Genomic DNA, 13,962 nt, shown 5'->3' with positions numbered 1-13,962 from the left:
ATCTGCAAAGCTAGGATGCACGGCTGAACCGGTCAGACCGGTATCCGCTTTTGCAGAACCTACAGGATCACAGGAGACAAAACCCATGGACGCCACCACCACCACGCCCCGAGCCCCGACCGCACCGGTCGCCCAGGTCGCCACCGTCAAGCTCCTGATCGGCGGCAAGCTCGTCGAATCCAGGACCACCGAATGGCGCGACGTCGTCAATCCGGCCACGCAGCAGGTGCTGGCCCGCGTGCCGTTCGCGACCCCGGCCGAACTCGATGCCGCCGTGGCCTCCGCCAAGGAAGCCTTCAAGACCTGGCGCAAGACCCCCATCGGCGCGCGCGCCCGCATCTTCCTGAAGCTGCAGCAGCTCATTCGCGAGAACATGGGCGAACTGGCCGCCATCCTCACGGCCGAACAAGGCAAGACCCTGCCCGACGCCGAGGGCGACGTGTTCCGCGGCCTCGAAGTGGTGGAGCACGCATCGAACATCGGCAACCTGCAGCTCGGCGAGCTGGCCAACAACGTGGCCAACGGTGTGGACACCTACACGCTGCTGCAGCCGCTGGGCGTGTGCGCCGGCATCACGCCGTTCAACTTCCCCGCGATGATTCCGCTGTGGATGTTCCCGATGGCCATCGTCACCGGCAACACCTTCGTGCTCAAGCCCTCCGAGCAGGACCCGATGGTCACCATGCGCCTGTGCGAACTGGCGCTCGAAGCCGGCATTCCGCCCGGCGTGCTCAACGTCATTCACGGCGGTGAAGCCATCGTCAACGGCATCTGCGACCACCAGGACATCAAGGCGATCAGCTTCGTCGGCTCGACCAAGGTCGGCACGCACGTCTACAACCGCGCCACGCTGGCCGGCAAGCGCGCGCAATGCATGATGGGCGCGAAGAACCACGCCATCGTGATGCCCGACGCCAACAAGGAGCAGACGCTCAACGCCATCGCAGGCGCGAGCTTCGGCGCGGCCGGCCAGCGCTGCATGGCGGTGTCGGTGGCGGTGCTGGTGGGCGAGGCGCGCAACTGGGTGCCCGAACTCATCGCCAAGGCCAGGACGCTGAAGATCGGCGCCGGCACCGAGAAGGGCGTGGACGTGGGCCCGCTGGTGTCGTGCGCCGCCTACGACCGCGTCAACAGCCTGATCGAACGCGGCGAGGCCGACGGCGCCAAGCTGGTGCTCGACGGCCGCAAGCCTTCTGTGCCCGGCTACGAGAAGGGCAACTTCGTCGGCCCGACGATCTTCACCGGCGTGAAGCCCGGCATGACGATCTATGACCAGGAAGTGTTCGGCCCGGTGCTGTGCGTGGCCGAGGCCGAGACCATCGACGAAGCGATCGAGCTGATCAACAGCAACCCGAACGGCAACGGCACGGCCATCTTCACGCAGTCGGGTGCCGCGGCGCGGCGCTTCCAGGAAGATATCGACATCGGGCAGGTCGGCATCAACGTGCCGATTCCGGTGCCCGTGCCGATGTTCTCGTTCACCGGCTCGCGCGCTTCCAAGCTCGGCGACCTGGGCCCGTACGGCAAGCAGGTCATCATGTTCTACACACAGACCAAGACCGTGACGGCACGCTGGTTCGACGACAGCACCGTTTCGCACGGTGTGAACACCACCATCAGCCTCAAATGAGGCGCTGGCTTCGCGTTGCGGCCTGGGGCGCGGTGGCGACGGTCGCCTTGCTCGCTGGCGGGGCGCAAGCTGCGGCTGCCGACGAGGCGATCGACTGCAACCCCAACGGCAACCAGCTGCAGATGAACGACTGCGCGGTGCGCGACTTTCGTGCGGCCGACGCCGTGCTCAACATCCGGTACGGCGAGGTGATGAACACGCTCTCGCCTCAGATGCGCGTCGCGCTGCGCACCGAGCAGCGCGCCTGGCTCAAGGGCCGCGACCCCGCCTGCAAGCGGGCTGCGAAGGCGAACGAGGGCGGCTCCATCTGGCCGCTGGTGTTCAACGCGTGCCTGGAGAAGTCGACGCGGAAACGCACCGCCGAACTGGACCGCTGGAAGGGTCGCGAACAATGAACTTCGAACTGTCCGAAGAACAGAACGCCTTTGCGCAAACCGCGCGCGACTTTGCACAGGCCGAGTTCGCGCCGCATGCGGCGCAGTGGGACGCTGAGGCCATCTTTCCGAAGGAGGCCATCGCCAAGGCCGGCGAACTGGGCTTCTGCGGGCTCTATGCGCCCGAGCGCGTCGGCGGCCTCGGCCTGCCGAGGCTGGACGCGGCGCTGGTGTTCGAGGAGATGGCCGCGGTCGACCCCTCGACCACGGCCTTCATCACGATCCACAACATGGCGACGTGGATGCTCGGCACCTGGGCGACCGATGCGGTGGCACAGCAGTGGGGCGAAGCGCTGACGAGCGGGCGCAAGCTCGCGTCGTACTGCCTCACCGAGCCGGGCGCCGGGTCGGACGCGGGCTCGCTGAAGACGCGCGCGGAGCTGCAGGGCGGCGAGTACGTCATCAACGGCGGCAAGGCCTTCATTTCGGGCGCGGGCGCGACCGACGTGCTGGTGTTGATGGCGCGCACGGGCGGCGCGGGCGCGAGCGGCATCTCGGCCTTCGCGGTGCCGGCCGATGCGCCCGGCATCAGCTACGGCAAGAAGGAACACAAGATGGGCTGGAACAGCCAGCCCACGCGCACCATCAACTTCGACAACGTGCGCGTGCCTGCGCAGAATTTGCTGGGCAAGGAAGGCGAGGGCTTTCGCATTGCGATGAAGGGGCTCGACGGCGGGCGCATCAACATCGCGACCTGCTCGGTGGGCGCGGCGCAGGGCGCGCTCGACGCGGCACGCCGCTACCTGCACGAGCGCCAGCAGTTCGGCAAGCCGCTCGCGAGCTTCCAGGCGCTGCAGTTCAAGCTGGCCGACATGGCGACCGAGCTGGTCGCGGCGCGGCAGATGGTGCGGCTGGCGGCGAGCAAGCTCGATGCGGGGCACGTCGATGCGAGCACCTATTGCGCCATGGCCAAGCGCTTTGCCACGGATGCGGGCTTCAACGTGTGCAACGACGCGCTGCAGCTGCACGGCGGCTACGGCTACCTGAGCGAGTTCCCCCTGGAGCGCCTGGTGCGCGACACGCGCGTGCACCAGATCCTGGAGGGCACGAACGAAATCATGCGCGTCATCGTTGCGCGAAAATTGCTGGAAGGCGACAGCGATATCCGCTGAACGCGCCACATCCAGGACCTGAAAACAATGACCGACAACGCAGTTCTCTTCGACGAAATCAAGACCGCCGGCGGCCAGCGCTTCGGCGTGGCCACGCTCAATTCGCCGGCTTCGCTCAATGCACTGTCCGTGGACATGGTTCGCCTGCTCACGCCCAAGCTGCGCGAGTGGGCGCAGGACGCCGGCATCGTCGGCGTGCTGCTGCAGGCCGCGGGCGAGAAGGCCTTCTGCGCCGGCGGCGACCTGCGCCAGCTCTACCAGACGCTGCTCGATTGCGGCCCCGAGCGCAACACCTACGCCGAAGACTTCTTCCGCGAAGAGTACGAGCTCGATCACCTGATCCACACCTTCCCCAAGCCCTTCCTGTGCTGGGGCCACGGCATCGTGATGGGCGGTGGCGTGGGGCTGCTGGCGGGTGCCTCGCACCGCGTGATGACGCTGCAAAGCCGCATCGCCATGCCCGAGATCAACATCGGCCTGTACCCCGATGTGGGCGGCAGCTGGTTCCTGCGCCGCACGCCGGGCCGCACCGGTTTGTTCCTGGCGCTCACTGCCGCGAACATCAACGCGCACGACACCATCTTCTGCGGACTGGCCGACGTGCTGGTGCCGCAGGAGCGCAAGGGCGACGTCATCGACGCCATCGCATCGGCCACGTGGGCCGGCGAAGGCAAGGCCGACCGCGCCACGCTGTCGCGCATCCTCGCCAAGGCGGGCGAAGGCGCGGAAATGCCGCCCTCGAAGGTGCGCGAGCACTACGACACCCTCAATGCGCTGATGGCCGGCGACGACCTGCTCGACATCGCGAAGCGCCTGCGCGAACTGCAAAGCGACGACGCCTGGCTGCAGACCGCCGCCAAGACCTTCGCCAAGGGCGCGCCGAGCTCGGCCGCGCTGAGCTTCGAACTCTGGCAGCGCGTGTACCGCATGTCGCTGGCCGAAGTGTTCCGCCTCGAATACTGGGCGTCGCTGGGCTTTTGCGCGCACAAGGACTTTGCCGAAGGCATTCGCGCGGTGCTGGTGGACAAGGACCGCAACCCGCGCTGGAACCCGGCCACGCTCGAGGAGATCACGCCCGCCTTCATCGAAGACCACCTGCGCCCGCGTGGCGAGATGCCGGCCGAGCTGGCGTCGCTGGTCTGACCCCATTCACAGAAGACAACGGAGACAAGACACATGAAGATCGCATTCATCGGCCTGGGCAACATGGGCGGCCCGATGGCCCTGAACCTGCTCAAGGCCGGCCACACGCTCAGCGCCTTCGACCTCTCGGCGGAAGCCTGCAAGAAGTTCGGCGCCGAAGGCCTGCCCATCGCCAGGTCGGCCGCCGAGACGGTGGCCGACGCCGAGGTGGTGGTCAGCATGCTGCCGGCCAGCGCGCACGTCGAAGGTCTGTTTCTTGGCGGCGCCGGCAAGCCCGGGCTGCTCGACAGCATCCAGGCCGGCACGCTGGTGATCGACAGCAGCACCATCGCCGCGGCCACGTCACGCAAGGTGGCCGAAGCGGCCGCCGCCAAGGGCGTGGCGATGATCGATGCACCCGTGTCGGGCGGCACCGGCGGCGCGATTGCGGGCACGCTGACCTTCATGGTCGGCGGCGACGCCAAGGACCTGGAGCGCGCCCGCCCGGTGCTCGAGAAGATGGGCGCCAACATCTTCCACGCCGGCGCGGCCGGTGCGGGTCAGACGGCGAAGATCTGCAACAACATGCTGCTCGGCATCCTGATGATCGGCACGTCGGAGGCGCTGGCGCTGGGCGTGGCCAACGGGCTCGATGCGAAGGTGCTGTCGGAAATCATGCGCCGCAGTTCGGGGGGCAACTGGGCGCTGGAAAAATACAACCCGATGCCGGGCGTGATGGAAACGTCGCCGGCTTCGAAGAACTACGCGGGCGGCTTCGGCACGGACCTGATGCTCAAGGACCTGGGGCTGGCGCAAGAGAACGCCACCGCCGTGCGCGCGGCCACACCACTGGGTGGCCTGGCACGCAGCCTGTATGCGGCCCACAGCCTCGCGGGCCATGGCGCACTCGATTTCTCCAGCGTGCTGAAGCTGGTGCAGAAGCCTTCCTGAGGCTGCGCGCGATCAGCCGAAGTGGGCCTTCAGGCCCCACAGGATGCCGATCACCACGACGAACAGCACGAAGAACAGGACCCAGGCACGGGTGAACGCCTGGGTCTCGGTGATGGCTTCGGGCGCAGCCACGATGGGCGGGCTGGAGACGGCGGGCGGTGTTGGAGTCATTCCCGACTGTACCCCCCGTCAGCGCGGGAAATCGGGGCTTTCATGACGGGTTGCGCGAAGCGACCCGCAAAAGGCCCTCCTGGTCAGGTCGCCGCAAGACAGCTTCGCCGACAGTCGCAGGCCAGCTCCCTGCCGCCGCATCGTCGGCGTGTCGTCTCCAAGATTCCCCAGCCTTCATGAAACTTCCAAGACACCGACTCCTGCGCCAGATGGTCGTGCGCCCGCGCCTGTTCATCGCAGCGGCCGTGGCCGTGGCCGCCGGCGTGCTGTTGCCCTCGGCCGTCGAGGCGCACCTGGTCACGCGCCTGCTGATCGCCTGGAACACCGGCGCCTGCCTGTACGTGTTGCTGGCCGCGGTCATGATGACCCGCTCGTCGCAGCAGCTCATGCGCGTGCGCGCCAAGATGCAGGACGAGGGGCAGACCGTCATCCTCGTGCTGGTGGTGGTGTCGGCCATCGCGAGCCTGGCGGCCATCGGCGGCGAACTCGCGGTGGTGAAGGACATGCACGGCCTGGAGAAAATCGCGCACGTCGCGTTGGCCGGTCTCACGGTGGTGTCGTCGTGGGCCTTCACGCAGGTGATGTTCACGCTGCACTACGCGCACGACTACTACGCTGTCGACGCGGGCGGTGGCCAGGGGCGCAAGCCCGGTCTCCAGTTTCCGGACGACGAGGCTCCCACATATGGCGATTTCTTCTACTTCTCGGCGGTGATCGGCACCTCGGGCCAGACGGCCGATGTGGCTTTCGTCTCCAAGCCCATGCGGCGCATCGGCTCGGTGCATTGCATCCTGGCGTACCTGTTCAACACGACGGTGCTGGCCTTGCTCATCAACATCGGCGCGAGCCTGTTCTGAGCGCCATGGCACGCACACACCACCGATTCGCCGCCGTCGCACTGCTGTGCCTCGCGCCCGCCGCCTGGGCGGACGACGACGCGCCCGAGCCGCCGTTCAAGCTCACGGTCGGCGCCTACCGTGTCTCGGGCGGCGACCTGCCCGCGGGGCCGGGGCTGGACCTGAACCTGCGCTACACCTATGGCGACGGCAACGTGTGGATCGGCTGGTTCCGCTCGCCGGTGCTGGACTTCGCGCAGCCGCGCGGGGGCTGGGACCACACCTTCACCTGGGGGCCGGTGCGGGTACTGCCGTCGCTCCAGGTGGCCTCGGGCGGCTTCGTCGGTGGCAGCCTTGCGGTGGAAACGGGCGACAGCTGGTTCGTCGGCACGGGGCTGGGTCGCACCAACCTGCGCAACTACGCGAACCTGAACTTCGATCCGAACGACTCGTACACCGTGTACGGGGGCTACAAGTGGACCGACGGCACCGCGCTGTCGCTCTCGCTGATTCGCGACAACCGGCTGAACCCCGACCAGCAGGACGTGCACCTGGTCTACCGCATGCCGCTGCCCGAGCGGCAGCGCCTGACCGTCGACCTGCTGGCCAAGCAGGGCACGATCGACGGGCAGTTCATCCGCCGCGCCGGGCTCACCGTGACCTACGACTGGCCGCGCTGGTTCGTTCGCGCGGCGTACGACCCGAAGGTGAACTTCACGGCGCAGAACATGGTGCGGCTGTCGGTGGGGACGCGGTTCTAGTGTGTTTTCCCCTCCCCCGCCGGGAGGGCCAGGGTGGGGGCTCGACGGCGTCGAATGAAGCATGGCGCTTGTTCGACGCATGCCCCCATCCCGACCTTCCCCAGAGGGGGAAGGAGCCAAGACCAAGACCAATACCGGACCCAACCCCTAAAGAAGCTCGATCCCCGGCAGGCTCTCAGCCAGTCGAAGCAGGTGGAGCTCGCGGCGGCTTGACCGCGCCGGGTCGCGGTGCGAGGGCCAATTTCCGGGGCGACGCGTGCGCGCCAATAATGGCGCCATGCTTGCACTGAACCGCCTTTCCTCGTCCTCCGCGCCTCGTTTCTCCCTGTTTGTCCTTTTGTTCCTGGCCCCCTTGATGGGCTGGGCGCAAAGCCGTGCCGAGGCGCTGCTTCAGTTCGAAGGCGTGCCGGCGCGCTACCAGGCGTCGTACGCGCCCGGCACTGTGGCGCGCGGCGCGAAGGAGCTGCTGGACCCCGACGACGCGGCCATCGCCGGCAAGGCGCTCAAGGCGCTGGACGCGGCGGCCTCGCGCGCATTCAACGCCAAGGCCTCGGTGGCCGCCATCCAGCAGGAAGTGGATGCCGCAGGCAAGGGCGGCGCCGCGCCCAGCCCCGAGGTGCGAGCCGCCGTGGCCCGCTTCGCGAAGCTGCGCACCGACTACGCCGCCATGAGCGAAGCCGGCAAGGCGGAGTTCTTCAACCGCGAGCGCGCACGTCCCGCCGACCCCGCACGCGCCGAACTGCTCGAACGCATGGCGGTGGGCGAGGTGCGCGAGATCGACTTTTCCAGCCAGTTGCTGATGAGCGCCGTGGTCAAGCAACTGGCGCGCGGCAACGGCGGCCAGCTCAGCGGCCTGCCCGACAGCACGCTCGACATGGCACTGGACACGCTGTGGTCGCGCGGCGTCACCTCCACGCGCCCGCGCAACCTGATGACCGTGGCGCGCGAGTTCGAAAAGCAGATCACGCAGGCGCTCATCGCGGCCTTGCCCGATGCCGACGTGGCTGCCCTGCTGGCGTGGCGCAACGACCCGCAGGCGGCCGCCGAGCGCGAGGCGCTGGTGGGCACCTACCGCGCCGAGGTCAAGGGCAGCGGCGGGGTCGCGCTGCGCACGCTGGTGCGAGGCTGGCCGCGGTCATGAGTGTCTGGCCAATGGCATGAAATGTGCTTGCTTTGCAAGCACATCATTGCCGTTCGGCACACAGAAAGGACAGTTGGCTTAGCGTTGTCGGAAAGTTCCTCTTCATTGTTTCAATTTCGTGAACACTGCGATTCGATTGAATAGGGTTTTCCCTAGGAATCGTCGTGCACACTTGCGCCACACAAAAGCCAAGTTAATAAGGAATTGATATGAAGACCTCGAAGATCCTCGCCGCCGCTGCCCTGTCCCTGCTCGCCGCCGCTGGCGCCCATGCAGAGACCTACGAAGGCGTGCAAGCCATCACCTCCGGCTACAGCCGTGCCGACGTGGCTCCCCAAGCCGTCGCCGCCGCTCGCGCCGGCAACGTATACGGTGACGGCGTGTCGTCGACCGTCGCTCCTGCCCTGACCGCTTCGGCCGACCGCGCCACCATTCGCACCGAAGCCGTGGCTGCTGCCCACGCACCTGGCCAGAACCTGCGTCGCGAATCGTTCGCCGGCAGCGTGGTGCCTGCACAAGCCAAGGGCCGCACCTTCACGCGCCAAGCAGGCCTGTAATTGAAGGCGGCGCAAGCTGCTTCAGTCACCCGCCAAGAACCGGACCCTGCGACAGCAGCGTCCGGTTTTTTCATTCGGGCTTGAGCTTGCGTGGGGGACTGGCTCCGTGCCGGTGGCAATCGTGCGAATGGTCGTCCACGATGCCCGTGGCCTGCATCCAGGCATAGACGATCACCGGCCCGACGAACTTGAAGCCGCGCGTCTTCAGCGCCGCCGACATCTCTTCCGACAGCGGCGTCTTCGTCGGCACGCTGCCGGTGCGGTTGACGATGGGTTTGCCGCCGGCCATGCCCCAGACGAATGCCGAAAAGTCTTCGCCCGCCGCCTGCATGGCCAGGTAGGCGCGTGCATTTCCGATGGTGGCCTCGATCTTCGCGCGCGATCTCACGATGCCCGCGTCCTGCATCAGCCGGTCGACATCGGCCTCGGTGAACTTGACGACCTTCTCCGGCACGAAGCCCTTGAACGCCGTGCGGAAAGCGTCCCGCTTGCGCAGGATGGTGAGCCACGAGAGCCCGGCCTGAAAGCCGTCGAGCATGAGCTTTTCCCACAGAGCGCGGCTGTCGTGCTCGGGCACGCCCCATTCGGCGTCGTGGTAGGCCGCGAGCAGCGGGTCGGTCTGGGCCCAGGCGCAGCGGATCTTGTCGGTGTTGTTGTTGCTCATCGGTCTGGTTGTGCACCCGGAAGCTCAGCGCAGGCCGTGCACTTGCAGCGTGGCTTTCAGCCGCCGCACCTCGTGCTGCAGGTCGAGAATCAGCGCGGCCGCGTCCAGCCCCACGCCGAAGTCGCGCTCCAGCCGGCGCGCCTCCAGCGCATGCTGCAGGTCGGCGCTGGAGAACTGCCAGCGCTCGGGCTGTGTGTCGGTTGTCTCGATGTGCAGGATGCCGACCTCGACCAGCTGCACGACCCAGGCGGTGTCGGCGCCCACGGCATGCGCCAGTTCGGCAGCCGCCAGCGGCTGCGAGGCGCTGATGGCGGTGGCGGTCGTGAAAGTGAAATTCACCATGCTCAGGCTCCCAGATGCTGGCGTGGGTTGAACGATGCCGTGGCCTGCGCCAGTTGCTCGTAGGCCGTGCGCGCTTCTTCGGTGTCGGCGGGCGGCACTGCAATGTCCAGCAGCAGGTACAGGTCGCCGGGCGTCTTGCCCGCGAGCCCGCGGCCCTTCAGGCGCAGCTTCAGGCCGCTGCGCGCGTTGCGCGGCACGGTCACCTCGACCACGCCGCCGGTGGGTGTGGGCACCTCCACCTGCGCGCCCAGCGCCGCCTCGGCGGGCGTGACGGGCAGCGTCATGTACAGGTCGCGCTCTTCCACGCGGTACAGCTTGTGCGGGGTGATGCGCACCTCGAGGTACAGGTCGCCTGCGGCTTCGCCGCCGTGGCCGGGCATGCCTTGCCCCGCGAGCCGGATGAACTGGCCCGGGTGCATGCCCGGGGGGATCTTCACGCTGAGCGTGCGGTTCTCCAGTTTCGGATGGCCCTGCGCGTCGACGGTCTGCGCGCGCAGCGTGATCTCGCGCTCGGCACCGTTGAGCGCGTCTTCCAGCGAGATCTCGATGGCCGCGTGGTGGTCTTCGCCGCGCGCGCGAAAGTTCTGCCGCGCGGCGCCGCGCCGCTCGGCGTCGCCGAACATCGACGAGAAGAACTCGCTGAAGTCCGCATGGTCGGCCGGTCCCTGGCGCGGACCGCGGTGGAACTCGTAGCCTTCGTCCCAGCCCGGCGGGGGCTTGAAGCCGCCTTCGGCGCTGCCACCGCGCGCCACGCGGTCGGCCAGCGCGTCGTAGGCGGCGCGCTTTTCCTTGTCGCCCAGCACGTCCTTCGCCTCGTTGAGGTCGCGCATGCGCTTCTCGGCGTCGGGCTCCTTGCTGACGTCGGGGTGGTACTTGCGCGCGAGCTTGCGGTAGGCCTTGCGCACCTCGTCGTCGGACGCGGTGCGGTCGATGCCCAGAGCGCTGTAGTAGTCCTTGAAATCCATGGTGGGTGGCTGTTCGTTGGGTGGACGGCTTGGCGGGTTCCGGGCGTTTGGGGCTGGTTGCCTGTCTTACGCTAGGGAGGCCTCGCCGTCTGCATGCCGCAGCAGCGGCGTAACGGCCCATGTGGGGCCGGTGCGCTGGAAACGCAATGGCTGCGCGTTGCCCAGCACCGTGAAATCGACGGGCACGCCCAGCAGCGCGGCCAGCACATACAGCGTGCCGCCGTGCGCCACCACCAGCACCGGCGCGGGTTGCCGCAGGGCCGCGTCGAGCGCCGCGCGCTTGCGGCCGACGAACTGCGCCAGCGTTTCGCCGCCCTCGGGCTCGCAGGCCCAGTCGATGTTCGCCGACGACGTGCCGATCAGCGCACCGAAGTTGCGCTCGCGCAGTGTTTCGTGCGCCGTGGGCGTGAGGCGCAGCGCGGCGGCCACGGTGTGCGCGGTGTCGAAGGCGCGCCGCGCGTCGCTGCACACGATGGTGCGAATCGGCTCGCCCGCCAGCAGCTGCGCGGCATGCGCGGCCTGCTGCAGGCCCAGTTCGCTCAGCGGCTCGTCGGGCGCCTGGAACACGCGCAGCGCGTTGCGCCCGGTCTGGCCGTGGCGCAGAAAGTAGAAGTGGTCGCAGGCCGGCGCGAGCGGTTGCGCCTGCGCAAGGCGCACCAGCTGGTCGAGGCCGCCAGCGGTGGTGTGGGAGGGAGGGTTCTGTGTGGACATGGGTTCCGTATCAATAGGCCGGCTCAGTAGGCCAGCTGCAAAGGCTTGCCTTCGCGCTGGGCCTGCACGTCGGCCGGGTGGAACGGCAGCGCATGCCATTGCTTGGCCGCGAACAGCGGCAGCTGGTCGTAGGCACGCGGCGAGGCCGGGTCGCTGCTCTGGCCGTAGGTGAGCAAACCTTGGGCCACCGGGCCGCTCGCATCGAAGGTCACGACCTGGATGTAGCTGCTGCCGTAGTTGACGTTGTAGCCCTTCGGGTCGATGAGCGACTGGCCCTGCGACTCGAGCTTGTTGAGCACGCCCTCGAACTCGTCGCCGCCGTGCAGCGCGATTTGCTGGCCGCGCACCAGGCGCGACTGCGGCACGCCCAGCGCCACGTCGGCCGCGAAGCCGGCGGTGCGCAGCGTGGTCACCGCGTCGCCGACCGCCTTGAAGACGGCCTCGCGCGTGGCGGGCGTGGCCATGTCCAGGCCGGCCGGCGTGGTCACGGGTTGCGCGGGGTCGAAGGGCTGGCGCCACACCTTGGGAATGTCCTTGGCCTTGCGCCAGAACTCGCGGAACAGCGCGGCGCCCTTCGAATCGGCATTGCTGGTGCGGTCCCATGCGCTCAGCACGCGGCAGCCCTGCGCCTGCTCGGCGCTGAGCGACGTGCCCGCGCCGGCACAGGCGGCCCGCAGGTCGTCCATCACCAGCATGCCGGCCAGATTCTTGTCGCGGAAGATCACGCTGCGCAGCTCGCTCGCGCCCATGCGGTTGCCCGCCAGGCCGTCGCTGCCTGCCAGGCGGCCTTCGATTTCCATGATGGCGCTGCGCGTGCGCAGCCGCTGGGGCACGCCGATGGGGCCGACCAGCGGAGACACCCCCGCCATCGGCGCCACGCTCGGGTTGGCGAGCCAGAAGCTGTCGTTGCTGTTTTGCACGTAGTCGGGCGTTACCAGCACCGGCATGCGCGTCGGCGGGATGATGCCGGGCGCGGCGGCCATGGCGTCGCGGTTCCAGGCGCAGGCACTGCGCGAGCCGTCGAGCACCGGCAGGCCGGCGGCGTTGAGCAGCGCCGCGGCGGCGGGCGAGGGCGCGCAGGTGCGCAGCATGTCGGCCGACACGTCGGGCACCACCGACAGGTCGGCGTACATGGCGTTGCCGTCGCGGTCGGCGGCGATGGTGTTGATCCACGGCATGCCCCGGTTGCCCATGGCGGCGCGCAACTCGGCCACATTGCGGGCCAGGGCCATCTTCATCCAGCTCTCGGCCGAGCGCACGTTGAGCGTGTTGGCGTCGCGGATGGCATAGGCCTTCTGCGCGGTCCAGCCCAGGCCGGCGCGCGGCAGCGAGATCACCGGCCCCCAGTCGGTCGCATAGAAGGTGTGCTGCGCGGGTGCGCCGCTGCCGCCGGTGGCGGCGTCCGGCAGCACCACGGTGCGCGCGACCATCTTCTTCGGCTGGCCGTCGACCCAGTACACGGTCGGGTCGGCGGGGTCGAGCTTGAGCTCGTACAGCGTGAAGCGCTTGCCGGTGGACACCGTGTGTGTCCAGGCCACGTCCTTGTTGAAACCGATCGACACCACCGGGCTCAGGCCGCCGGTGGCGCCCATCACGTCGAGCTGGCCGGGAATGGTCAGGTGCATCTGCCAGAAGCGGTTGGTGCCGTTCCACGGAAAGTGCGGGTTGCCCAGCAGCAGGCCCTTGCCGTCCGGCGTGGCGTTGCGCCCGAAGGCCCAGCCGTTGGAGCCCAGTTCGCCGCCGTCGGGGTTGGCGTTGAAACTGTGGCGGCCGATTTCGGCGACGGCTTCCTTCAGCGCTACGGGCGCGGCGCCGGTTTTTGCGCCCGGTGCAGGCGGCACGGCAGCCAGCACCGCGCCGGCCAGCGCGCCCAGGCCGCCCTGGATCATCGACTGCTCGGTGGCGCGCGACAGGTCGGCCATGGTCATCGGCCGCACCCATGGCTTGCCGCGGCAGGCGGCGGGCAACCCGTTGGGGCCGGCGTCCTGCAGGTAGCGGTTGTAGCCCGCCACGTAGCCGCGCAGCGCGGCCTTCACGTCGGGGCCGGTGCTGGCGCCGGCACGCGCCAGCGCGGCGTCGTCCATGTGGTAGCGGATGAACAGGTCGATCTGTGCGTTCGGCATGCGGCCCAGCCCCAGCTCGCCGGTGCTCTGCGCGCCCAAGAACTGCGAGCGGTCGCCGCGCAGCGTGAGCAGGTGCTCGGCGGTCTGGCAGACGTTGTCCTGCGCGTGCGCGTAGGCACTGCCGTAGGCCAGACCCTCGTAGTCGGGCGCCGTGATGTGTGCGATGCCGAAGGTGGTGCGCTCGATGGTCACGTGGCGCCCGCCTGGCGGCGGCGCGCTGGCGCAGGCGGCGAGCAGGGTGACCAGGCCCAGGGAGAGGGGAAGCGCCGTCGGTGAAAACCGGCAGCGCGATGCGTTCTTGTTCGATGTCATGGTGCGGGCGTGTTGTTCTTTGAAAGGACGGGAATCCGATTAAAAGGCGCGCCCTTCGCCGCATGCTGTCACCAGCGCGGCACGCCGTGCGCTGGCCAGCCGAACCTCAGGGCGTGGCGTCCCTGGTTTT

At 68.5% G+C, this 13,962-nt stretch carries 15 protein-coding genes; 9 read left to right on the top strand and 6 right to left on the bottom strand.

All coding sequences use genetic code 11. From position 1 onward, the window contains the following. The first annotated feature begins 85 nt into the window (after window positions 1-85). Genes ACSFA5_RS02590 through mmsB form a run of 5 tightly spaced genes read left to right on the top strand, consistent with a single transcriptional unit; the run spans window position 86 to window position 5,249 of the window. Window positions 86-1,630 carry a CoA-acylating methylmalonate-semialdehyde dehydrogenase gene (locus tag ACSFA5_RS02590; protein WP_435442440.1) on the top strand — a complete coding sequence of 515 codons (1,545 nt, stop codon included), beginning with the start codon at window positions 86-88 and terminating at the stop codon, window positions 1,628-1,630. Next, complete coding sequence (locus tag ACSFA5_RS02585; RefSeq protein ID WP_435442439.1) at window positions 1,627-2,025, top strand: lysozyme inhibitor LprI family protein; 399 nt, start codon at window positions 1,627-1,629, stop codon at window positions 2,023-2,025. The genes ACSFA5_RS02590 and ACSFA5_RS02585 overlap by 4 nt, the downstream gene beginning before the upstream one ends. Further along, window positions 2,022-3,176: an acyl-CoA dehydrogenase family protein gene (locus tag ACSFA5_RS02580; RefSeq protein WP_435442438.1), complete on the top strand. Its 1,155-nt coding sequence runs from the start codon at window positions 2,022-2,024 to the stop codon at window positions 3,174-3,176. Before ACSFA5_RS02585 ends, ACSFA5_RS02580 begins: the two co-directional genes overlap by 4 nt. A 27-nt stretch (window positions 3,177-3,203) precedes the next feature. Further along, window positions 3,204-4,319: an enoyl-CoA hydratase/isomerase family protein gene (locus ACSFA5_RS02575; protein ID WP_435442437.1), complete on the top strand. Its 1,116-nt coding sequence runs from the start codon at window positions 3,204-3,206 to the stop codon at window positions 4,317-4,319. A gap of 33 nt (window positions 4,320-4,352) precedes the next feature. Then, window positions 4,353-5,249 carry a 3-hydroxyisobutyrate dehydrogenase gene (mmsB, locus tag ACSFA5_RS02570; RefSeq protein WP_435442436.1) on the top strand — a complete coding sequence of 299 codons (897 nt, stop codon included), beginning with the start codon at window positions 4,353-4,355 and terminating at the stop codon, window positions 5,247-5,249. Window positions 5,250-5,261: 12 nt separating this feature from the next. On the opposite strand, the gene ACSFA5_RS02565 is transcribed toward mmsB, so the two are convergent. Continuing rightward, window positions 5,262-5,420 carry a hypothetical protein gene (locus tag ACSFA5_RS02565; protein ID WP_435442435.1) on the bottom strand — a complete coding sequence of 53 codons (159 nt, stop codon included), beginning with the start codon at window positions 5,418-5,420 and terminating at the stop codon, window positions 5,262-5,264. Between the two features lie 176 nt (window positions 5,421-5,596). On the opposite strand from ACSFA5_RS02565, the gene ACSFA5_RS02560 reads away from it, so the two are divergent. From ACSFA5_RS02560 to ACSFA5_RS02545, 4 genes are all read left to right on the top strand, one after another. Further along, complete coding sequence (locus ACSFA5_RS02560) at window positions 5,597-6,277, top strand: DUF1345 domain-containing protein (protein ID WP_435442434.1); 681 nt, start codon at window positions 5,597-5,599, stop codon at window positions 6,275-6,277. A gap of 5 nt (window positions 6,278-6,282) precedes the next feature. Then, complete coding sequence (locus ACSFA5_RS02555; RefSeq protein WP_435442433.1) at window positions 6,283-7,017, top strand: hypothetical protein; 735 nt, start codon at window positions 6,283-6,285, stop codon at window positions 7,015-7,017. A 277-nt stretch (window positions 7,018-7,294) separates the two neighbouring features. Next, on the top strand, window positions 7,295-8,158 hold the full coding sequence (locus ACSFA5_RS02550) for a hypothetical protein (protein WP_435442432.1): 864 nt from the start codon (window positions 7,295-7,297) through the stop codon (window positions 8,156-8,158). Between the two features lie 209 nt (window positions 8,159-8,367). Further along, a complete protein-coding gene (locus ACSFA5_RS02545) occupies window positions 8,368-8,715 on the top strand; it encodes an alpha/beta hydrolase (RefSeq protein ID WP_435442431.1) in 348 nt (115 codons plus the stop codon). 70 nt (window positions 8,716-8,785) lie between these two features. Here the strand turns inward: ACSFA5_RS02545 and ACSFA5_RS02540 are convergent, their stop codons facing one another. From ACSFA5_RS02540 to ACSFA5_RS02520, 5 genes are all read right to left on the bottom strand, one after another. Continuing rightward, window positions 8,786-9,379 carry a DNA-3-methyladenine glycosylase I gene (locus tag ACSFA5_RS02540; RefSeq protein ID WP_435442430.1) on the bottom strand — a complete coding sequence of 198 codons (594 nt, stop codon included), beginning with the start codon at window positions 9,377-9,379 and terminating at the stop codon, window positions 8,786-8,788. A 24-nt stretch (window positions 9,380-9,403) separates the two neighbouring features. Further along, complete coding sequence (locus ACSFA5_RS02535; protein ID WP_435442429.1) at window positions 9,404-9,721, bottom strand: chaperone modulator CbpM; 318 nt, start codon at window positions 9,719-9,721, stop codon at window positions 9,404-9,406. Window positions 9,722-9,723: 2 nt separating this feature from the next. After that, window positions 9,724-10,686, bottom strand: coding sequence for a DnaJ C-terminal domain-containing protein (locus ACSFA5_RS02530; protein ID WP_435442428.1), 963 nt, complete (start codon window positions 10,684-10,686; stop codon window positions 9,724-9,726). 66 nt (window positions 10,687-10,752) lie between these two features. Further along, window positions 10,753-11,397, bottom strand: a complete 645-nt coding sequence (locus tag ACSFA5_RS02525; RefSeq protein WP_435442427.1) for a histidine phosphatase family protein — start codon at window positions 11,395-11,397, stop codon at window positions 10,753-10,755. A 23-nt stretch (window positions 11,398-11,420) separates the two neighbouring features. Next, window positions 11,421-13,832: a penicillin acylase family protein gene (locus tag ACSFA5_RS02520; protein ID WP_435442426.1), complete on the bottom strand. Its 2,412-nt coding sequence runs from the start codon at window positions 13,830-13,832 to the stop codon at window positions 11,421-11,423. Window positions 13,833-13,962 lie beyond the last annotated feature (130 nt).

This window comes from Variovorax monticola (genome assembly GCF_051216855.1).
Lineage (GTDB): Bacteria > Pseudomonadota > Gammaproteobacteria > Burkholderiales > Burkholderiaceae_C > Variovorax.
Note: the sequence above shows the minus strand (reverse complement) of the source record. Positions and strands in the feature narration are given on the sequence as shown.

Bases quoted from the DNA above. Each gene is read 5' to 3' on its own strand.
- ACSFA5_RS02590 (WP_435442440.1), top strand. From the start codon at position 86: ATGGACGCCACCACCACCACGCCCCGAGCCCCGACCGCACCGGTCGCC.
- ACSFA5_RS02585 (WP_435442439.1), top strand. From the start codon at position 1,627: ATGAGGCGCTGGCTTCGCGTTGCGGCCTGGGGCGCGGTGGCGACGGTC.
- ACSFA5_RS02580 (WP_435442438.1), top strand. From the start codon at position 2,022: ATGAACTTCGAACTGTCCGAAGAACAGAACGCCTTTGCGCAAACCGCG.
- ACSFA5_RS02575 (WP_435442437.1), top strand. From the start codon at position 3,204: ATGACCGACAACGCAGTTCTCTTCGACGAAATCAAGACCGCCGGCGGC.
- mmsB (WP_435442436.1), top strand. From the start codon at position 4,353: ATGAAGATCGCATTCATCGGCCTGGGCAACATGGGCGGCCCGATGGCC.
- ACSFA5_RS02565 (WP_435442435.1), bottom strand. From the start codon at position 5,420: ATGACTCCAACACCGCCCGCCGTCTCCAGCCCGCCCATCGTGGCTGCG.
- ACSFA5_RS02560 (WP_435442434.1), top strand. From the start codon at position 5,597: ATGAAACTTCCAAGACACCGACTCCTGCGCCAGATGGTCGTGCGCCCG.
- ACSFA5_RS02555 (WP_435442433.1), top strand. From the start codon at position 6,283: ATGGCACGCACACACCACCGATTCGCCGCCGTCGCACTGCTGTGCCTC.
- ACSFA5_RS02550 (WP_435442432.1), top strand. From the start codon at position 7,295: ATGCTTGCACTGAACCGCCTTTCCTCGTCCTCCGCGCCTCGTTTCTCC.
- ACSFA5_RS02545 (WP_435442431.1), top strand. From the start codon at position 8,368: ATGAAGACCTCGAAGATCCTCGCCGCCGCTGCCCTGTCCCTGCTCGCC.
- ACSFA5_RS02540 (WP_435442430.1), bottom strand. From the start codon at position 9,379: ATGAGCAACAACAACACCGACAAGATCCGCTGCGCCTGGGCCCAGACC.
- ACSFA5_RS02535 (WP_435442429.1), bottom strand. From the start codon at position 9,721: ATGGTGAATTTCACTTTCACGACCGCCACCGCCATCAGCGCCTCGCAG.
- ACSFA5_RS02530 (WP_435442428.1), bottom strand. From the start codon at position 10,686: ATGGATTTCAAGGACTACTACAGCGCTCTGGGCATCGACCGCACCGCG.
- ACSFA5_RS02525 (WP_435442427.1), bottom strand. From the start codon at position 11,397: ATGTCCACACAGAACCCTCCCTCCCACACCACCGCTGGCGGCCTCGAC.
- ACSFA5_RS02520 (WP_435442426.1), bottom strand. From the start codon at position 13,832: ATGACATCGAACAAGAACGCATCGCGCTGCCGGTTTTCACCGACGGCG.